The 18,466-nt window shown below is 68.8% G+C and carries 19 protein-coding genes; 13 read left to right on the forward strand and 6 right to left on the reverse strand.

The window, feature by feature from the left end; all coding sequences use genetic code 11:
- Positions 1-6: 6 nt before the first annotated feature.
- Entirely contained in the window at positions 7-1,746 is a 1,740-nt protein-coding gene (locus P0W64_RS11280) for a glycerol-3-phosphate dehydrogenase/oxidase (RefSeq protein ID WP_275480197.1), read from the forward strand.
- A gap of 52 nt (positions 1,747-1,798) precedes the next feature.
- Here the strand turns inward: P0W64_RS11280 and P0W64_RS11285 are convergent, their stop codons facing one another.
- The 4 genes from P0W64_RS11285 to P0W64_RS11300 all read right to left on the reverse strand — a co-directional run bounded on the left by P0W64_RS11285 (position 1,799) and on the right by P0W64_RS11300 (position 5,433).
- The gene (locus tag P0W64_RS11285) at positions 1,799-2,224 is read right to left on the reverse strand and encodes a TIGR03618 family F420-dependent PPOX class oxidoreductase (protein WP_275480198.1); all 426 of its coding nucleotides are present in this window, start codon (positions 2,222-2,224) and stop codon (positions 1,799-1,801) included.
- Between the two features lie 28 nt (positions 2,225-2,252).
- A complete protein-coding gene (gene paaI, locus P0W64_RS11290) occupies positions 2,253-2,696 on the reverse strand; it encodes a hydroxyphenylacetyl-CoA thioesterase PaaI (RefSeq protein ID WP_275480199.1) in 444 nt (147 codons plus the stop codon).
- Positions 2,693-4,729, reverse strand: coding sequence for a phenylacetic acid degradation bifunctional protein PaaZ (gene paaZ / locus P0W64_RS11295; protein WP_275480200.1), 2,037 nt, complete (start codon positions 4,727-4,729; stop codon positions 2,693-2,695). The genes paaI and paaZ overlap by 4 nt, the downstream gene beginning before the upstream one ends.
- Positions 4,730-4,818: 89 nt before the next feature.
- Entirely contained in the window at positions 4,819-5,433 is a 615-nt protein-coding gene (locus P0W64_RS11300) for a TetR/AcrR family transcriptional regulator (RefSeq protein WP_275480201.1), read from the reverse strand.
- Between the two features lie 78 nt (positions 5,434-5,511).
- On the opposite strand from P0W64_RS11300, the gene P0W64_RS11305 reads away from it, so the two are divergent.
- The 12 genes from P0W64_RS11305 to P0W64_RS11360 all read left to right on the forward strand — a co-directional run bounded on the left by P0W64_RS11305 (position 5,512) and on the right by P0W64_RS11360 (position 16,302).
- A complete protein-coding gene (locus P0W64_RS11305; RefSeq protein WP_275480202.1) occupies positions 5,512-6,249 on the forward strand; it encodes an enoyl-CoA hydratase/isomerase family protein in 738 nt (245 codons plus the stop codon).
- A complete protein-coding gene (locus tag P0W64_RS11310) occupies positions 6,246-7,094 on the forward strand; it encodes a 3-hydroxyacyl-CoA dehydrogenase family protein (RefSeq protein ID WP_275480203.1) in 849 nt (282 codons plus the stop codon). The genes P0W64_RS11305 and P0W64_RS11310 overlap by 4 nt, the downstream gene beginning before the upstream one ends.
- Before the next feature lie 12 nt (positions 7,095-7,106).
- Complete coding sequence (locus P0W64_RS11315; protein ID WP_275480204.1) at positions 7,107-7,904, forward strand: enoyl-CoA hydratase-related protein; 798 nt, start codon at positions 7,107-7,109, stop codon at positions 7,902-7,904.
- A gap of 15 nt (positions 7,905-7,919) precedes the next feature.
- Positions 7,920-8,861, forward strand: coding sequence for a 1,2-phenylacetyl-CoA epoxidase subunit PaaA (gene paaA / locus P0W64_RS11320; protein ID WP_275480205.1), 942 nt, complete (start codon positions 7,920-7,922; stop codon positions 8,859-8,861).
- A complete protein-coding gene (gene paaB, locus P0W64_RS11325; RefSeq protein WP_275480206.1) occupies positions 8,858-9,154 on the forward strand; it encodes a 1,2-phenylacetyl-CoA epoxidase subunit PaaB in 297 nt (98 codons plus the stop codon). The genes paaA and paaB overlap by 4 nt, the downstream gene beginning before the upstream one ends.
- A gap of 48 nt (positions 9,155-9,202) precedes the next feature.
- On the forward strand, positions 9,203-10,120 hold the full coding sequence (gene paaC / locus P0W64_RS11330) for a 1,2-phenylacetyl-CoA epoxidase subunit PaaC (RefSeq protein ID WP_275480207.1): 918 nt from the start codon (positions 9,203-9,205) through the stop codon (positions 10,118-10,120).
- A 40-nt stretch (positions 10,121-10,160) separates the two neighbouring features.
- The gene (paaD, locus tag P0W64_RS11335) at positions 10,161-10,655 is read left to right on the forward strand and encodes a 1,2-phenylacetyl-CoA epoxidase subunit PaaD (RefSeq protein ID WP_275480313.1); all 495 of its coding nucleotides are present in this window, start codon (positions 10,161-10,163) and stop codon (positions 10,653-10,655) included.
- Positions 10,655-11,749: a 1,2-phenylacetyl-CoA epoxidase subunit PaaE gene (gene paaE / locus P0W64_RS11340; RefSeq protein ID WP_275480209.1), complete on the forward strand. Its 1,095-nt coding sequence runs from the start codon at positions 10,655-10,657 to the stop codon at positions 11,747-11,749. Before paaD ends, paaE begins: the two co-directional genes overlap by 1 nt.
- Before the next feature lie 14 nt (positions 11,750-11,763).
- On the forward strand, positions 11,764-13,062 hold the full coding sequence (gene paaK, locus P0W64_RS11345; RefSeq protein ID WP_275480211.1) for a phenylacetate--CoA ligase PaaK: 1,299 nt from the start codon (positions 11,764-11,766) through the stop codon (positions 13,060-13,062).
- A 9-nt stretch (positions 13,063-13,071) separates the two neighbouring features.
- Complete coding sequence (locus tag P0W64_RS11350) at positions 13,072-14,046, forward strand: helix-turn-helix domain-containing protein (protein WP_275480213.1); 975 nt, start codon at positions 13,072-13,074, stop codon at positions 14,044-14,046.
- A gap of 159 nt (positions 14,047-14,205) precedes the next feature.
- A complete protein-coding gene (locus P0W64_RS11355) occupies positions 14,206-15,318 on the forward strand; it encodes an NDMA-dependent alcohol dehydrogenase (RefSeq protein WP_275480214.1) in 1,113 nt (370 codons plus the stop codon).
- A gap of 75 nt (positions 15,319-15,393) precedes the next feature.
- Positions 15,394-16,302, forward strand: a complete 909-nt coding sequence (locus P0W64_RS11360; protein ID WP_275480216.1) for a patatin-like phospholipase family protein — start codon at positions 15,394-15,396, stop codon at positions 16,300-16,302.
- Between the two features lie 9 nt (positions 16,303-16,311).
- On the opposite strand, the gene P0W64_RS11365 is transcribed toward P0W64_RS11360, so the two are convergent.
- Together P0W64_RS11365 and P0W64_RS11370 are read right to left on the reverse strand one after the other, a co-directional pair.
- On the reverse strand, positions 16,312-16,521 hold the full coding sequence (locus tag P0W64_RS11365; protein ID WP_275480217.1) for a dodecin: 210 nt from the start codon (positions 16,519-16,521) through the stop codon (positions 16,312-16,314).
- Between the two features lie 207 nt (positions 16,522-16,728).
- The gene (locus P0W64_RS11370; protein ID WP_275480314.1) at positions 16,729-18,351 is read right to left on the reverse strand and encodes an MDR family MFS transporter; all 1,623 of its coding nucleotides are present in this window, start codon (positions 18,349-18,351) and stop codon (positions 16,729-16,731) included.
- Positions 18,352-18,466: the final 115 nt, after the last annotated feature.

Consider the following 18,466-nt stretch of genomic DNA (forward strand, 5'->3'; position numbering starts at 1 on the left):
AACCTCATGGAACCTGCCAACACGGAAACCGAGCTCTCGCCGGCCTACCGCGCGAAGGCGTGGCAGCGGCTGGGGGAGACCGAGTTCGACGTCGTCGTGATCGGCGGCGGGGTGGTGGGCGCAGGCGCGGCCCTGGACGCCGCGACGCGCGGGCTGTCCGTCGCGCTGGTCGAGGCGCGCGACTTCGCTTCGGGTACTTCGTCGCGCTCGTCGAAGATGTTCCACGGCGGTCTGCGCTACCTCGAGCAGTTGGAGTTCGGCCTGGTCCGGGAGGCGCTGCACGAGCGCGAGCTCTCTCTGTCCACGCTGGCTCCGCACCTGGTCAAGCCGCTACCGTTCCTGTTCCCGCTGACCAGACGCGGGTACGAACGCCCGTATATGGCGGCAGGAATGTTCCTCTACGACACCATGGGTGGAGCCAAGACGGTGCCCGTGCAGAAGCACCTCACCCGCAGTGGGGCGCTGCGCCTCTTCCCGGGCATCAAGCGTGACGCGCTCATCGGCGGGATCCGCTACTACGACACCGTCGTCGACGATGCTCGGCACACCCTGACCGTCGCTCGCACGGCCGCGCACTACGGCGCCGTCGTGCGCACGTCGACGCAGGTGGTCGATTTCATGCGCGAGGCCGACCGGGTGTCCGGGGTGGTCGTGCGCGACACCGAGTCGGGCGAGACGACGCAGGTGCGCTCGACGGTGGTCATCAACGCGACCGGAGTGTGGACCGACGAGCTGCAGGCCCTGTCGCAGCAGAAGGGACGGTTCCGCGTCCGCGCGTCGAAGGGAGTCCACATCGTGGTCCCCCGCGATCGCATCGTGGGCGACGCCGCCCTGATCCTGCGCACGGAGAAGTCCGTGCTGTTCGTGATCCCCTGGGGGCTGCACTGGATCATCGGCACGACGGACACCGACTGGCACCTCGACCTCGCGCATCCGGCTGCGACCGCCAAGGACATCGACTACATCCTCGATCACGTCAACACCGTGCTCATCACGAAACTCACGCGCGAGGACATCTCCGGCGTGTACGCAGGTCTGCGGCCGTTGCTCGCCGGGGAGTCCGACGAGACGTCGAAGCTCTCGCGCGAGCACGCGGTCGCCGCCGTCGCGCCCGGGCTCGTGGCCATCGCAGGCGGCAAGTACACGACGTACCGGGTGATGGGCGCGGACGCCGTCGATGCCGCCGAGCAGTTCCTGCCCTACAAGGTGCCCACGTCCTGCACCGAGAAGGTGCCTCTGCTCGGAGCAGACGGTTACTTCGCGCTCGCCAACCAGACAGCCTCCATCGCGAAGGACCACGGCGTGCATCCGCACCGCGTGTCGCACCTGTTGAACCGGTACGGGGCTCTCGTCGACGACGTGCTCGCGCTTGCCGCCGACGATCCGGGTCTGCTCGAGCCGCTCGGTGGTGCGCCGCAGTACCTGCGTGTCGAGGCGCTGTACGCGGCCCGCGCCGAGGGGGCGCTGCACCTCGAGGACGTTCTCGGCCGCCGCACCCGCATCTCCATCGAGTATCCGCACCGCGGGATCGACTGCATGGACGAGGTGGCTGCGCTCATCGCCCCGGTCCTGGGTTGGGATGCCGCCGATATCGCCCGGGAGATCGAGGTCTACCGGGCGCGGGTCGATGCCGAGGTCAGGTCGCAGACTCAGCCGGACGATGCTGGTGCCGACGCCCTGCGTGCGGCCGCCCCCGAGGCTCGGCAGGAGATCCTCGAGCCTGTTCCGGCACCCGAGCGCACCTGACCGCGGACACCGGACGCAGGCGCGGCGGAGGGCCGACGCACCGCGCCTCGGATCACGCCGAGTAGTCCTGCGTGATCCAGCGGTCGGGGCGGATGCTCAGCAGCACGGAGTCGGAGCCGTCCATCGCGTCTACGAACGCGCGGCCGCCATCGGTGCCGAGGTAGCGGATGGCGAGCTCCTCGCGCGCCTGTCGCGGAGCAGGCTTCTGGCTGGCGACCACGGTGCCCTCGACGATGACGTACTGGTACGGCGGCTCCTCGCGTTGAACGGTCAGGGTCACGCGCCCGGCTGCCTCTATGAGGCGGGCCTTGCGGCTGTTCGCGCCCGTGCTGATGCGGATCACGCCGTCCGGCGTGTAGTCGTACCAGATCGGCGCCGCTGACGGCGGTCGCCCGTCCGGGGCGGCCACCGACAGCACAGCGACATGCTTGGCAGCGAGGAAGTCCTGGCGCTCGGTCTCTGAGAAGGCTCGTGGCATGCCTCCGAAACGCACGCCGTAGCGGTGGCTATTCCCGCCGCTGAGTGCCGATTCCTCGACGCCGCTCGCGGCCGATGGTCCGGCTGTCGCCGCGGAACTCCGCGACCACGTCGCCGTCGCGGGCGCCGACGCGAACCGTCACGTCGTAGATCCCGTTGCGGCCGTATCGCGCCCGTTCGACCGCCTCGGCGAAGAGGCGGTCGCCGAGGTGCGTCGGGGCGAGGAATCGGATGTCGACCCGGGCGGCGACGGCGGGCTCGTCGTAGCCGTTGCAGGCCACAGCGAACGCGGTGTCCGCGACGCTGAACACGAACCCGCCGTGCGTGATCCCGTGCCCGTTCACCATGTCGTCGCGCACCGTCATCGACACCACCGCGTGACCGGGCCGGAGCTCCACGATCTCCATGCCGAGGCCGATCGACGCCTTGTCGTCCTCGAACATCGCCCGCGAGAGCGAACAGCCGCCGCTCATTCCTCGCCCTTGGCGACCAGCGTCAGGACGTCATAGGTGGCGACCGGCTCGCCGTCCTGATTGGTGACGACGGCGTCCCAGCGGACCTCGCCGTAGTCGGCCGAGCTGCGAGGGGTGATCTGCTTCGCGGTGAGCGTGACCGTGAGCGAGTCCCCGGCCTTGACGGGGGTCAGGAAGCGGAGGCTGTCGACGCCGAAGTTCGCCAGGACGGGCCCGGGCGCAGGGTCGACGAACAGGCCGGCTGCGAGTGAGACCACGAGGTACCCGTGCGCGACGATCCCGCCGAACAATGGATTGGCCGCTGCCGCTTCGGGATCGGTGTGCGCGTAGAAGGTGTCGCCGGTGAACTCGGCGAAGTGGTCGATGTCCCCCCGGCTGACGGTGCGTGGCCCGCCGACGATCGTGTCGCCGATCCGTAGCCGCGTCAGGTCCTTCCGGAACGGGTGCACGCCGTCGTCGTTTCGTCTAGAGCCCTGGACCCAGCGACCGCCCGATGCGGTCAGGACATCGGGCGTGCCCTGGATCGCGGTGCGCTGCATATGGTGCAGCACGCCGCGGATGCCGCCGAGTTCCTCGCCGCCACCCGCGCGGCCCGGGCCGCCGTGCACCAGGACCGGCAGGGGGGAACCGTGGCCGGTGGATTCTCGTGCGTCATCGGAGTTCAGCACGAGCAATCGGCCGTGATAGGGCGCGATGCCGAGGAGGACGGTTCGGGCCAGCAGCGGATCCTTCGTCACGAGCGATGCCACGAGGCTGCCGCCGCCCCTCGCCGCGAGCGCGATCGCGTCGGCGGTATCGGAGTAGCCGATAACGGTGGAGACGGGGCCGAAGGCCTCGATCTCGTGTACTGCCGAAGCCGCCGGATCGGTGCAGCGGAGCAGCATCGGGGGCAGGAAGGCGCCTGTCTTCGCGTCGGCCCCGACCACCTCGAAGGCCTCCGGATCGCCTACGACGAGGTCCGCCGCGGCGCGTAGCTTGTCGACCGCGGCCAGAACGTCGGCGCGCTGGCCGAGGCCGACTACCGGGCCCATGGTCACACCGTCGGCGTCGGGTGCGCCGATCACGACCCGGGAGAGTCGCTCCCGCGCAGCCTCGACCACCGCATCGACGAGGGCGACCGGAACGATGGCCCGGCGGATGGCGGTGCACTTCTGCCCGGCCTTGACCGTCATCTCGGTGGTGAGCTGCTCGACATAGAGCGCGAACTCCTCGGAGTCAGGCGTGACGTCCTCGCCCAGGATGGAGCAGTTCAGCGAGTCGGCCTCCGCCGTGAAGTGGACCGAGTTCGCCGCGATCGCGGGGTGGGTGCGGAGCACGGCCGCAGTGTGCGCGGAGCCGGTGAAGGCGACGGAGTCCTGGCCTCCGAGGCACTCGAACAGCCCAGTGGTGGGTCCGCACAGCAACTGCACCGAGCCCTCGGGCAGCGCCCCGGACTCGATGATCCGACGGAAGACCAGCTCGGTGAGGTAGGAGGTCTGCGTGGCAGGCTTGACGATGCTGGGCACACCCGCGATGAACGCCGGGGCGAGCTTCTCGAGGAACCCCCACACAGGGAAGTTGTACGCGTTGATCTGAACCGCCACACCTCGCCGGGAGGTGTACAGATGCTGACCGAGGAACGTGCCGTGTCTGCCCAGCGGCTCGACCGGACCGTCCAGGTGGACTACGTCATTGGGCAACTCGCGTTTGGCCTTGCCTGCGTAGCTCAGTAGCGTGCCGAAGCCGCCGTCGATATCGACACCCGAGTCGCGCACGGTGGCGCCGGTGGACTTCGAGAGCTCGTAGAACTCGGCCTTGCCTGCCACCAGGGTCAGCGCCAGTGTCTTGAGGGCGGCGGCGCGTTCGTGGAAGGTGAGCCGCGCTAGCGCGGGGCCGCCGACCTCGCGGGCATACGTCACCATCGCCGGGATGTCGAGTCCGGTCGATGACACGCGGCACAGCTCCGACCCGTCGACGGCGCTGAGAACCGCTCGTCCCCCGTCGTCGGCAGCGAACCACCGGCCCGCCGCGTAGCTCTCCAGCATCCTGCTCACTAGGGACTCCCATCTACCGTACGTTCGGTCGGTAAATGAGAATGCGCGTGTCCTGTGCCGGTGTCAAGGCGCCGCGGCTCGGTCCTGGGTCAGCGGGGGCGGCGCAACCCGTCGAACGCCACCGCGACAACGGCGTCGGCGAGCTCGTCCGCGGAGTGTCCGGGGCGGGGGCGATACCACTCGATCAGCGAGTTCACCATGCCGAACACGAGTCGGCTGGTGAGTGCCGGGTCGACGTCGGCGCTCAGGTCGCCCTCGCCGACAGCGGCGGTGACCAGGCCAGCGACGAAGCCGTCGAATTCTCGACGGCGCGCGAGTGCCCTGCGCTCGACCTCGGAGTTGCCGCGCACCCGGAGCAGCAGTGTCACGTAGGGCAACTCGGCTACCAGCACGTGCACGCTGCGCCTGACCACGTGCTCGAGACGGTCGATGTACCTGCCGCTGGTCGCGCCGGCCTCGGTGGTGACGGAGAACAGGCCGCTCAGTGCGCGCGTGAGGGCCAGGTCGAGTAGCTCCTCCTTGCTCGCGACGTGGTGATAGATCGACGACTTCGTCAGTCCGAGGCTCGTCGCGAGGGTGCCCATGCTGGTCGCGTCGTAGCCGCGCTCGTTGAAGACCCGGACGGCCACGGAGAGTAGCGAGTCGAGATCGTAGCCGGGCCGTCCGGGCGAACCGGTCCGGCGCTTCATCGGGGCTTCTGGCATCGGTCCATCCTCGCAGACCGTGCACCGGATTCACCGGAGGACTTGAAACCGACCGAATGATCGGTTAATAATTACGGTGTGTCAGCCACCACAGCCCTTCGCGTCGAGCGGAACGAGGACCGCTACGTCCTGACTCTGGACCGGCCCGCCGTGCGCAACGCCATAGACGCGGCGATGATCGCCGAGCTGCATGCCGCGTGTGGGCGCATCGAGGCCGACCCGGCGCCGGTGATCGTGGTCGGTGCCGGCGACCACTTCGCCGGCGGTGCCGATATCGCGCAGCTGCGCGAGCGTGGTCGTGAGGAGGCGCTCGCGGGTATCAACCGGACCCTGTTCGATCGACTCGCCGCTCTGCCGTCCCCGACCGTTGCCGCCGTGAGCGGCTATGCGCTGGGCGGGGGTGCCGAGCTGGCCTACGCCTGTGACATCCGCGTCGCGGCCCAGACCGCCGTCTTCGGCAACCCCGAGCCCGGGCTCGGGATCATCGCGTCGGCGGGCGCGAGCTACCGCCTGCCGGCGCTCGTCGGGCAGTCGGTCGCGAAGCAGGTGCTGCTTGCCGGCCGCACCCTCGACGCTGAGGCTGCCTATCGCCACGGCTTGGTCATCGAGATCGTTCCTGCCGGAGAACATCTCGAAGCGGCACACCGCATCGTCGACCGCTTCCTGCGGTCCGCCCCGCTCGCGCTGCGCCTCACGAAGACCGTCGTCGACGCCCCGGGCAGCCACCCCTGGGCCGACGACATCGCGCAGGCGGTGCTTTTCGAGACCACCGAGAAGTACGACCGGATGACCGCGTTTCTGGAGAAGAGGAGATGATCCGGACGATCCCCGAGCACGTCGCCGTCGTCGGCGGCGGACGCATGGGTGCCGGAATCGCGCAGATATTCGCGCAACTCGGTTCGCACGTCACGATCGCCGAGTCCGGCGACCAGGCCGCCGCCCGCAGGCGCGTGGCGAACGGCCTCGCGCGCGCTGCGGAGAAGGGCGTCGCCGTCGACCCCGACACGGTGCTCGCCCGCGTCGCCACCGTCGGCGGCCCCGAGGAACTGCCGAACCGGATCGCACTCGCCGTGGAGGCCGTGCCCGAATCGATCGAACTCAAGCTCTCCGTCCTGGCTGCGGTCGAGCGGACCGTCGACGACGGTGCCGTGATCGCGTCCAACACGAGCTCGCTCTCGATCACGGAACTCGGTGTCGCTCTGAGTGATCCGGAACGGCTCATCGGGATGCACTTCTTCAACCCGGTGCCGGCGTCGAAGCTGGTGGAGATCGTCCGGGCGCCCGCGACCCGCTCCGACGTCGTCGAGCGCGTCCGCGCCTGGGTGGCTCTGCTCGGCAAGTCCGAGGTGCTGGTCACCGACTCGCCCGGGTTCGCCACCAGTCGCCTCGGCGTGCACCTCGGGCTCGAGGCCGTCCGCATGCTCGAGGAGGGGGTCGCCGACGCCGCATCCATCGATCGAGCCATGGAGCTCGGCTACCGCCACCCGATGGGACCGCTGCGCTCGACCGACCTCGTCGGGTTGGACGTCCGGCTCGCGATCGCGGAGCACCTGTCCGCCACCCTCGGTGACCGATTCACGCCGCCCCGTCTGCTGCGCGACAAGGTCGCCCGCGGCGAACTCGGCCGCAAGTCCGGCCGCGGGTTCTACAGCTGGCCGTAGGAAGGAGACCCCATGTCCGACATCGCCGATGACACCGTCTCGGTCGAGCGTGAGGAAGGCCTCGTCGTCGTGACCCTGCGCCGGGCCGCGGCAGCGAACTCGCTCGACCACGAGCTGAAGACCCGGCTGCTGCAGGTCGTCCAGGCGGTCGCCGCCGACGAGACGGTGCGTGCGGTCCTGCTCGCCGCGGACGGCAGGAACTTCTGCGTCGGCCAGGATCTCGGCGAGCATGCGACGGGCCTCGCCGCCGACCCGGCTCACGCAATGGACACCGTGGGCGAGCACTACAACCCGCTGCTCACCGCGCTGGCGGCGATTCGGGTCCCCGTCGTCGTCGCGATCCAGGGGGCCTGCGTCGGGGCGGGCCTGGGCATCGCCCTTGCCGGTGATATCCGTATCGCGGCGGAGGGAGCGTCGTTCGCGACAGCCTTCACGGCGATCGGGCTCGCCTCCGATTCGGGCCTTACCCGAACTCTCGTGGACGCCGTCGGCGCGAGTCGCGCGCGCGGCCTGATCCTGCTGGGCGACAGGTTCACCGCTGCCGAGGCGCACGCCTGGGGGATCGTGCATCGCGTCGTCCCCGACGACGACTTGCCCGCCGCGGCGAGGACGGTCGCGGCACGCCTCGCCGCCGGGCCGACCGCCGGTCTCGTCGCGGCGAAGCGGCTCGTCGCCGACGCGCTGCCACCGCTGGGCGAGGCACTGGAACGTGAGCGGACGGCGGCGGAGGCGCTCGGCGCGACCGCCGACCACCGCGCCGCCGTCGCAGCCTTCCTCGACAAGGCCCGTCCCACGTTCACCGGCCGCTGAAAGAAGGAGACTCTCGTGACCGACACCGCAGCGCTCGAGGAGGACTTCCTCCGCATAGTCGAGTCCGATCAGCGGATCGAACCCCGGGACTGGATGCCCGCGGGTTACCGCAAGACGCTGATCCGGCAGATCGCACAGCACGCGCATTCCGAGATCATCGGCATGCAGCCCGAGGGCAACTGGCTCACGCGGGCACCTTCCTTGCGCCGCAAGGCGATCCTCATGGCGAAGGTTCAGGACGAGGCCGGCCACGGCCTGTACCTGTACTCTGCGGCTGAGACCCTCGGAGTCGATCGCGCCGACCTGACCGACATGCTCATCGAGGGCCGGCAGAAGTACTCGTCGATATTCAACTACCCCGCGCTCACCTATGCCGACGTCGGCGTCATCGGATGGCTCGTCGACGGCGCCGCGATCTGCAACCAGGTTCCGCTGTGCCGCAGCAGCTTCGGCCCGTACGGCCGGGCCATGATCCGTGTGTGCAAGGAGGAGTCGTTCCACCAGCGGCAGGGCTACGAGCTCCTGCTGACCATGATGAAGGGCACCGACGCACAGCGCGCGATGGTGCAGGAATCGGTGGACCGCTGGTGGTGGCCGGCCCTGATGATGTTCGGGCCGCCGGACGACGAGTCGCCCAACTCGGCGCAGTCGATGGAGTGGCGGATCAAGCGGCACACCAACGACGAACTGCGCCAGCGGTTCGTAGACATGTCGGTACCACAGGCCGAGGTACTCGGCGTGACCTTCCCGGATCCCGACCTGCGGTGGAACCCCGAGCGGAGCTCCTACGACTTCGGTGAGCCCGACTGGGACGAGTTCGTACAGGTCGTCAAGGGCAACGGTGCGACCAGCATCGAGCGCATCGCGCATCGACGCGCCGCACACGAGGACGGCGCATGGGTGCGCGCGGCGGCCGCCGCGTTCGCGGCGAAGAACGACCGGGGGGCGGCGAAGTGACCGACCAGGCGAAGATCGAATGGCCGCTGTACGAGGTATTTCTCCGCGGCAAGCGTGGCCTCAACCACGTGCACGTCGGGTCGTTGCACGCCGCCGACGACGAGATGGCCCTCCGCCACGCCCGTGACGTGTACACGCGCAGGAACGAGGGAGTCAGCATCTGGGTCGTCCGGTCCACCGACATCACTGCGTCCAGCCCGTCGGAGAAGGACCCCTACTTCGCGCCGAGTGGCGACAAGGTCTACCGGCACCCCACCTTCTACGAGATCCCCGACACCGTCCCGCACATGTGATGCTGCGTGTCCGCCGATCCACAACCCAGCCCCGAACAGGATTCAGCCATGATCGATCCCGATAACGCCTATGAGGGGCTCGTCGATACCGACACCCACGGCCAGTGGGCATTCGGCACCAGCTTCGACGAGCCGCTCGCCGGTGTCGACACGACGGTGCCGGACGGCGTGGACGTCCATGCGTTGGCCGTCTACTGCTTGATGCTCGGCGACGACGCCCTCATCTCATCGCAACGGCTCACCGAGTGGTGCACGCGCGCACCGGAACTGGAGGAGGAGGTCGCGCTCGCAAACATCGGGCTGGACCTCGTCGGTCAAGCCCGGCTGTTGCTGGCGCGCGCCGCAGCCGCGGACCCGTCCGTGGTCCCCCGTATATCGGACACCTCGCCAGTGCCCGACGAGGACGCCCTCGCCTTCTTCCGCGACGAGCCCGGCTTCCTTAACGTCCGTCTAGTCGAGCTCGACAACGGCGACTTCGCCGAATCCGTCGTCCGACTGCTGGTGTTCACGTCCTGGCGCCTCGCTGCTCTCGACCGGATGCGAGACTCTCGCGACCCCGTGATCGCGGCCGTCGCGAGCAAAGGCGTGAAAGAGATGACCTACCACCGGGACTACGCCGCCCGCTGGGTAGTCACCCTCGCACGGGGCACCGACGAGTCGCGCCGCCGCACGGATCATGCCGTCTCCAAGGTCTGGCCGTACGTGCCGGAACTCTTCGAACCCGCCGACGAGGAGATCGCGCTCGCGAAGGTCGCTGTCGCCGTCGACCCGCGCGATGTGCGGGCCGAGTTCGACGCCGCGATCGGCCTCGTCTTCGGGGCTGCTGGACTCGACGTGCCGCAGGTGCCGGGCGTCGGCCGCGTCGGCGGGCGGGCCGGGCGCCAGGGGCTGCACACAGAGGCCCTCAGCCGGATCCTCGCCGAGATGCAGTCGGTCGCACGGGCTCATCCAGAAGGGAGGTGGTGACGTGACGTCACCCCTGCGGTGCACCCGCGCCACGACCACGGTGCTCCGGATCGCCGAGGAGATCGTCGGCGCCGTCCTCGATCCCGAGATGCCGCAGGTGACCCTGGCCGACCTGGGGATCGTTCGCGGGGTCACCTCGACCGGGTCTGGGGTCGAGGTGACCATCACGCCCACCTACTCCGGATGTCCCGCGATGGGCACGATCCGCAGCGACATCGTGGCGGCGTTGCAGGCGGCGGGTTTCGGTGAGGTCACGATCCTCACGGCACTGACTCCGGCGTGGACCACAGACTGGATCAGCGAGGCCGGACGTGCGAAGCTGCGCGCCGCAGGATATTCCACGCCTGGTGCGGCGCCCCGCCGGCCCGACGGTCCCGTCCCGCTCACCCTCGTTCCGCTGCCGCGGAGCATCACCTGTCCCGTCTGCGGATCCACCGACACACGTCTCGACTCCGAGTTCGGCGCCACGCCCTGCAAGGCCCTCTACCGCTGCCTGGGCTGCCGTGAACCGTTCGACCATGTGAAGGAGATCTGATGACCGCAGCCGCCCTCTCGTCCGCCAAGGCGCGTGGCCGCGGCTTCCACGCCCTCACAGTCGCGGAGGTCGAGTCCCTGTGCGACGACGCCGTCGCCGTTACTTTCAGTGTGCCGGAGGAGCTCGCGGACGAGTTCGCCTTCGCCGCCGGGCAGTCGCTGACGTTCCGCCGCATCGTCGACGGTGTCGAGCACCGTCGCTCCTACTCGATCTGCTCGTCCGTGGGACAGCGTCCGCGCGTGGGCGTCAGGGAGGTTTCCGGGGGCCTGTTCTCCACCTGGCTGGTGCGTGACGTGAAGGCCGGCGACACGATCGATGTGCAGGGGCCCACCGGTGTTTTCGCGGCCGACCCCGAAGCCGGTGGAGTGCACGTGCTCATCGCCGCGGGCTCGGGGATCACTCCGATGCTGTCGATCGCCGGAACGATGCTCGCGAACCCCGAGGCCCGCGTCGTCCTGGTGTACGGCAACCGGCGCACCCGGTCCGTGATGTTCGCGGACGAGATCGCAGATCTGAAGGACCGGTACCGCGACCGCTTCGACGTCATCCACATCCTGTCCCGCGAGCCGCGCGACGTCGAACTATTCAGCGGCCGTGTCGATTCGGAGCGGCTGCGGACGCTGTTGCGGACAGTCATCCCCAGCGCGGACGTGGATCACTACTGGCTGTGCGGTCCGCACGGGATGGTCGCGGACGCGGAGTCCGTCCTGGGCGAGATCGACGTCGACCGGGGGCGGATCCACCGAGAGCTGTTCTACGTCGACGACGGCACGCCGCCCCCGCAGGAGAAGCATCGTGAGCCGGGAATCACCGGACCGAGCAGCGAGGTCACCGTTGTGCTCGACGGCCGCAGTGTAGCCGGAACCGTGTCGCGCGCGGACACGATCCTCGACGGGGCGGAGGATTTCCGCTCGGATCTGCCGTTCGCGTGCAAGGGCGGCGTGTGTGGCACCTGCCGCGCAAAGGTGTTGTGCGGCGCCGTCGATATGGTCCGCAACTACGCGCTCGAGGAGGACGAGGTCGAGGCCGGCTTCATCCTCACCTGTCAGACATACCCGACGAGTGACGACGTCACCGTCGACTTCGACGCCTGAGACCAAGGATGACCATGACCACAGCACCGGCCTCGACCGAGGATATCGAGTTCGCGTCCAGAGACCGTATCGCCGCCGTCCAGCTGGAGCGGCTCAAGTGGAGCATCGCGTACTCCTACGAGAACGTGCCGCATTACAGGAGGTCTTTCGACGAGGTGGGTGTGCATCCCAGCGACCTCACGGAGCTGTCGGACCTCGCGAAATTCCCGTTCACAACCAAGGCGGATCTGCGGGCGAACTATCCGTTCGGAATGTTCGCCGTTCCGCGCGAACAGGTTTCGCGCATCCACGCATCGTCGGGTACCACCGGTCGCCCCACCGTCGTCGGGTACACCGCGAAGGACATAACCACGTGGGCCGACGTGGTGGCCCGCTCGTTGCGCGCCGGGGGCGTGCGCCCGGGTGACCGCGTGCACGTCGCGTACGGCTACGGCCTGTTCACCGGTGGTATGGGTGTGCACTACGGCGCGGAGCGGCTCGGTTGTGCCGTGATCCCGATGTCCGGCGGGCAGACGGAGAAGCAGGTCCAGTTGATCCGCGACTTCGAGCCGGACGCCATCATGGTGACGCCGTCGTACATGCTCACGATCCTCGACAAGATGGTCTCGATGGGTATCGATCCGACGACGAACTCGCTGAGGGTCGGTGTGTTCGGGGCCGAGCCGTGGACAGAGAAGATGCGGTCCGAGCTGGAGCGCGATATGGGGTTGTCTGCTGTCGACATATACGGTCTGTCGGAGGTCATGGGCCCCGGCGTGGCGATGGAATGTGCAGAGACGAAGGACGGCCTGCACATCTGGGAGGACCACTTCTACCCCGAGATCATCGATCCGACAACGGGCGAGGTCATGCCGGACGGTGAGCGGGGCGAACTGGTCTTCACGTCACTCACCAAGGAAGCGACACCGATCATCCGTTATCGCACAAGGGATCTCACCCGTCTGTTGCCGGGCACCGCGCGATCGATGCGGCGGATGGAGAAGATCACCGGTCGTACGGACGACATGATCATCCTGCGTGGCGTCAATCTGTTCCCGACGCAGATAGAGGAGCTGATCCTGGGTATCGACGCGCTCGCGCCGCAGTTCCAGTGCATTCTCGAACGTCCTGACCGAATGGATCAGTTGACCGTTCGGGTCGAGTACCGGCCGGACGCGCCGTCCGCGACGCATGCCGCTGCGGGCCGGATCCTGCAGAAGCTCGTCAAGGACAGGATCGGCGTCACGGTCGCGGTCGACGTGGTGGAGCCCGGCGGGCTCGAGCGATCGGTCGGGAAAGCCCGAAGGGTTCTGGATCGACGGCCGCGGGACTAGGCTGCGCCCATGACGACGGCCTGTACGCGCTTCGACGCCGCAGAGCTGGACCACGCGGATCGCTTCGACGCGTGGTACGAGACGGTGCGCAGCAGCTTCGTGCCCCTGCGTGCCGACGCATCGGAGCCCGCGGCGTTCACCGGTCGGCTCGTCGCTCAGACGATGGGTGGGCTGGCGATCAGTACCGTCGCCGCGACCGGGGTGACGGTGCGCCGGACGCGGCGCGAGATAGCCTCCGGTGACCCCGGTTTCGTCAAGGTGGGGCTCCAGCTGCTCGGCCGGGGCGCCGTCACCCAGGACGGTCGGACGACGATGCTCGATGCCGGTGACTTCGCCGTCTACGACACCTCCCGCCCGTACCGGCTCGACTACGAAGACGCATTCGCGGTCTTCGTAGTCATGGCGCCGAGCGAGCGGTTGCGGATCCCACGCCCGCGGCTCTCCGAGTTGACCGCCCAGAGGTTCGACGGGCGGTACGGGTTGCCGGCGATGGTCTCGCGTCTGCTCGGCGAGCTCAGCCGGCAGCTCGACGACTTGCCGGTGCGCAGTGACCCGGTCGTCGCCGACGCCGTGCTGGACCTGCTCACGGCGACCCTGGCCGACCGGATGGACGTCGACCCGGCGGCGGACGCGCATCGGCGCGCACTACTCCTCGAGATCCAGACCGGCATCATCTCGCGGCTCGCGGAACCAGACCTCACCGTGCCGGACATCGCTTCTGCGCACCACGTGTCCGTGCGCTATCTGCAGAAGCTCTTCGGCGAACACGGGGAGACGGTGAGTGGCTGGGTGCGGGCCCGTCGCCTCGAGCGGATCCGGCGCGACCTCGCCAACCCCGCTATGGCCGATCGCACCGTCGCCTCCATCGGAGCCCGGTGGGGTATCGAGAACGCCGCCGCACTGTCCAGGTTGTTCCGTGCGGAGGTCGGCTGCACGCCAACGGAGTTCCGCGCGACCGCCGCACGCTGGAGTGCGAGCGTCTGACGCGTCGCACTGCCGCCCACTGCACCGGTGGAGCCATGAGCCCCGGCCGACGGTGCGCCGGAGGGTAATGGTCGTGCGCACATAGGCAACTGCGCATGGGTCGATCCGAGCAGACTCGTGTTCTGAGCCACACCACCAGCACGACGGAGGATCAGACACATGAAGACGCAGGCAGCGGCGATCTTTGAACCGGGACAGGACTGGCAGATCGAGGAGCTCGAGCTCGACGCGCCGAAGTGGGGTGAGGTACAGGTCGAGCTGGCCGCGTCCGGCATGTGCCATTCGGACGAGCACGTGCGAGACGGCAGCGTCATCGTCGGAATGTACCCGTACATCGGGGGCCACGAGGGTGCCGGAGTCGTGACGGCCATCGGCCCCGGCGTCACGACGCTGGAGGTGGGCGACCATGTGGCGCTGGGCTTCATCCCCGCGTGCGGGCGCTGTCGTGCGTGTGCGACCGGTATGTCGAGCATCTGCGACCTGGGCGCGAACCTGCTGGTCGGAGCGCAGATTCTGGACGGTACGGCGCGCCATCACATCCGGGGCGAGGACGCGGGCCTGATGTGTCTGCTCGGAACGTTCGCGCCGCACACCGTGGTCAACGAGGCGTCCTGTGTGAAGCTCACCAACGACATACCACTCGACAAAGCCGCGCTGGTCGGCTGCGGCGTCACGACCGGCTGGGGCTCGTCGGTGTACGCGGCCGGAGTATCGGCGGGGGAGACCGTCGTCGTGCTCGGTATGGGCGGCGTCGGTTGTGGTGCGGTGCAGGGTGCGCATCTGGCGGGCGCCCGCCATGTGGTCCTCGTCGATCCGTCACCGTTCAAGCGCGAGCAGGGCAAGGTCTTCGGCGCCACGCACACGGTCGCGACGATCGAGGAGGCGCTGCCGCTGCTGGAGGAACTCACGTGGGGCCACCTCGCCGACAAGGTGCTGATCACCGTCGACGTGGCGCGCGGCGATCTTGTCGCGCCGGCGATGAGTCTGGTGGCGAAAGGCGGTGTATGCGTGCAGGTCTCGGTCGGAAAGCCTGACGATATCGACGTCCAGATGAGCCTGTTCGATCTGACTGCCATGCGCAAGACCTTCAAGGGCTCGTGGTTCGGCAACGCCAACATCCGCTTCGACATCCCCCACCTGCTCCGGCTCTATATGGAGGGGCAGCTCAAGCTCGACGAGATGATCACCCGCGAGTACACCCTCGACCAGGTGAACGACGGATACGCCGCCATGCGCCGCGCGGAGAACGTGCGCGGGCTCATCCGCTACTGACAGTCCCGCTCGGTCGTCGGCTGACCAGGGACCCACCGTGGCGGGCCGGGGAGGGGTCGGGCGCAGAATGGAGGGATGCGGGTCGCGTTGGTGCTGGGGAGCGGAGGAGCCAGGGGGTACGCGCATATCGGCGTGATCGCGGAGATCCTCGCACGCGACCACGAGATCGTCGGAGTCTCGGGATCATCGATGGGTGCACTCGTAGGTGGCCTGCACGCTGCCGGGCGGCTCGCGGAGTACGCGGAGTGGGCGGGGAGCCTCACACAGCGGGCGATGCTGCGGTTGCTCGATCCGTCACTGACCGCCGCCGGCGTTCTGCGTGCGGAGAAGATCCTCGAGGCCGTGCGTGACATCGCCGGGGACGTCGACGTCGAGGATCTGCCGGTTCCCTTCACGTCGGTCGCGACCGACATGCTCGCCGGCCGTTCGGTGTGGATCCAGCGAGGGCCGCTGCACGACGCGATCCGTGCGTCGATCGCGATCCCGGGTGTCATAGCGCCGCATGTCCTCGACGGCCGGCTGCTGGCGGACGGCGGGATCCTCGAGCCGATCCCGATCGGCCCCGTCGCCGCCTTGGACGCGGACGCGGTCATCGCGGTGTCCCTGTCCGGAGAGGACCCCGCCGCCCGGCCGGGTGAGCGGTTGGGGCGGCGCTGGCGCGCGACGTCCGCACTACTCGACACGAAGGCGGCGAAGACGGTGCTCGACACCCCTTCGGGCCGTGCGATGTTCGGGCGCTTCGTGGACGACGTCGACGATGACGAGACGGCGCCGCGCCTCGGCGGTTTCGAGGTCATGAACCGCACTATCGATATCGCCCAGGGGGCGCTCGCTCGGCACGCCCTGGCCGCCTATCCGGTGGACCTTCTCATCGAGATCCCGCGCACCGTATGCCGGAGCCTGGAGTTCCACCGAGCCGTCGAGGTCATCGGTGTGGGGCGGGCCGTCGCCCGGCAGGCGCTCGAGGATTGGGAGGAAGTGTGACCGATCAGGTCACTCCTCCATGCGGAACCCGATCTTGAGGGTCACCTGCGTGTGCCCGACTCTGCCGTCGTCGATGTGGCCGCGGGTGGAGACCACCTCGAACCATTCGAGGTTGCGCACGGTCTGCGACGCGCGTGCGATGGCGTTGGCGATTGCTGCATCGGATCCGTCGGGGGAGGAGCCGACGACCTCGATCTGGCGGTAAACGTGATTCGTCATGCCTCGATCGTGACACCCGTGGCGGTGCTGTGGGCAGGAATGGACGCGGCGCGGGTGAGGCGGTCGTCCGAATCGCCGGCCCAGAGGTGAAGCATCGCCGTCGGGGGGATGGCGCCGCGGATCCACCGTGAACTGGACCGACCGTGGGTGTGCCGGGGCCCGCCCCAGGCTGTGGGGCGGGCCATGCCGTGCCGCAGGGGGCCGAGTTCAGACGGCGATGGGTTCGCGCGTCGGGAGCTCGCCGGAGCCGGGCTCCTCGGTGCTCGCGGCGTCGGCAGCCACCGCGTCTCCGGTGAGGGGTTCGAGCGCGAGCTCGGTGTCGTCGGTGCCCGCGGTATCGGACTGCACGTCGATCGTGGTGCGCAGCGGCCGGTTCGGCAGCAACGCGACGGCGATCAGGCTGATCACGGCGCATGCGGCGGCGATGAGGAAGATACGGCCGGTGGCGTCGCCGTACGCGGCCTGGACGACGGCCCTGACGGGCGCGGGGAGCGCCGACATGTCGAGACCGCCGCTCGCCGGGCCCGCTTGGATGCCAAGTTTCGCCAGCCCCTCGGCCGACAGCGAGGAGACGCGGGTGGCGAGCACCGAACCCAGGACGGACACGCCGATCGCACCGCCGAAGGTGCGGAAGAAGGCGATGGAGCTGGAGGCGGTGCCGATGTTGCGGGCGCTCACCGTGTTCTGTACTGCGAGCACCAGATTCTGCATCAGGGCGCCGATGCCGAGGCCGACCACGGTGATGAACACGGCCACCGCCCACAGGCTCGTGGCGTGGTCGACCGTGCCGAGCAGGGCGAAGCCCGCGACCAGCAGCGTCGCGCCACCGATGACGAACGGCTTCCAGTTGCCGAATCGGGTGATCAACTGCCCCGACACGACCGACGAGACGAGCATGCCGGCCACCATCGGGATGGTGAGGATGCCGGCCATGGTCGGGGTGTAACCGCGCGCCGTCTGGAAGTACTGGCCGAGGAACGTCGTAGCGCCGAACATGCCCACCCCGACGGCGATCGAGGCGATTATCGCGAGGCCGGTGGTCTTCTCCATGACGATCTTCAGCGGTATGACAGGGTCATCGGCCCGCGACTCGACGAACACGGTGAGCGCCAGCAGCGCGACTCCGATGACGACGTATACGGCAGAGGTGGCGGAGAACCACGCGTAGTCGGTGCCGGCGAACGACACCCAGATCAGCAGGACCGAGACGCCTGCTGTCATGAGAAGCGCGCCGAGCCAGTCGATCGACACGCGGTCCTTGCGCGCGGTCGGGAGGTGCAGCGTGCGCTGCAGCAACGCGAGGGCGACGACGGCGAGCGGGACACAGACGAAGAAGCACCAGCGCCAGCCGAGCGTGCTGTCGACGATGACGCCGCCCAGGATCGGGCCACCGGACATCGACACCGCCATCACGGCGCCCATGTAGCCGGAATACCGGCCGCGCTCGCGCGGGGCGACGATGCTGCCGATGATGGCCACGACGAGGGCGGTCAGGCCGCCCATCCCGATACCCTGCACGACGCGGGCCGTGAGCAGCACGGGAACGCTGTGTGCGAGGCCGGCCATAGCCGAGCCGGCGACGAAGACCACGATGGCCGTCTGGACCAGCAGCTTCTTGTTGAAGATGTCCGCGAGCTTGCCCCAGATCGGGGTCGACGCTGCGTTGGCGAGCAGGGCTGCCGTTATGACCCACGCGTACGCGGTCTGCGAGCCGTGCAGGTCGCCGATGATGGTCGGTAGTGCCGTCGCGACGATGGTCGTGGACAGCAGGGCCGTGAAGAGCGCGGCGAGCAGTCCGGTCATCGATTCGAGGATCTGCCGATGGGTCATCGGCGCGGCCGTCGGTACGGCCCGGGACGTCGTTGATGTGGGCGTCATCGTTACCCCTCCTAACTGGTTCGGCCCGCGCCCTGTGGGGCAGCGAGTCGGTGAGTGTCATTGCAAC

Origin of the sequence: Tsukamurella sp. 8F (genome assembly GCF_029167375.1) — a bacterium.
Lineage (GTDB): Bacteria > Actinomycetota > Actinomycetes > Mycobacteriales > Mycobacteriaceae > Tsukamurella.

Excerpts from the sequence above, each read along its gene's own strand:
- P0W64_RS11280 (WP_275480197.1), top strand. The coding sequence starts at position 7 with ATGGAACCTGCCAACACGGAAACCGAGCTCTCGCCGGCCTACCGCGCG.
- P0W64_RS11285 (WP_275480198.1), bottom strand. The coding sequence starts at position 2,224 with ATGCCACGAGCCTTCTCAGAGACCGAGCGCCAGGACTTCCTCGCTGCC.
- paaI (WP_275480199.1), bottom strand. The coding sequence starts at position 2,696 with ATGAGCGGCGGCTGTTCGCTCTCGCGGGCGATGTTCGAGGACGACAAG.
- P0W64_RS11300 (WP_275480201.1), bottom strand. The coding sequence starts at position 5,433 with ATGCCAGAAGCCCCGATGAAGCGCCGGACCGGTTCGCCCGGACGGCCC.
- P0W64_RS11310 (WP_275480203.1), top strand. The coding sequence starts at position 6,246 with ATGATCCGGACGATCCCCGAGCACGTCGCCGTCGTCGGCGGCGGACGC.
- P0W64_RS11315 (WP_275480204.1), top strand. The coding sequence starts at position 7,107 with ATGTCCGACATCGCCGATGACACCGTCTCGGTCGAGCGTGAGGAAGGC.
- paaC (WP_275480207.1), top strand. The coding sequence starts at position 9,203 with ATGATCGATCCCGATAACGCCTATGAGGGGCTCGTCGATACCGACACC.
- paaE (WP_275480209.1), top strand. The coding sequence starts at position 10,655 with ATGACCGCAGCCGCCCTCTCGTCCGCCAAGGCGCGTGGCCGCGGCTTC.
- paaK (WP_275480211.1), top strand. The coding sequence starts at position 11,764 with ATGACCACAGCACCGGCCTCGACCGAGGATATCGAGTTCGCGTCCAGA.
- P0W64_RS11350 (WP_275480213.1), top strand. The coding sequence starts at position 13,072 with ATGACGACGGCCTGTACGCGCTTCGACGCCGCAGAGCTGGACCACGCG.
- P0W64_RS11355 (WP_275480214.1), top strand. The coding sequence starts at position 14,206 with ATGAAGACGCAGGCAGCGGCGATCTTTGAACCGGGACAGGACTGGCAG.
- P0W64_RS11360 (WP_275480216.1), top strand. The coding sequence starts at position 15,394 with ATGCGGGTCGCGTTGGTGCTGGGGAGCGGAGGAGCCAGGGGGTACGCG.
- P0W64_RS11365 (WP_275480217.1), bottom strand. The coding sequence starts at position 16,521 with ATGACGAATCACGTTTACCGCCAGATCGAGGTCGTCGGCTCCTCCCCC.
- P0W64_RS11370 (WP_275480314.1), bottom strand. The coding sequence starts at position 18,351 with ATGACCCATCGGCAGATCCTCGAATCGATGACCGGACTGCTCGCCGCG.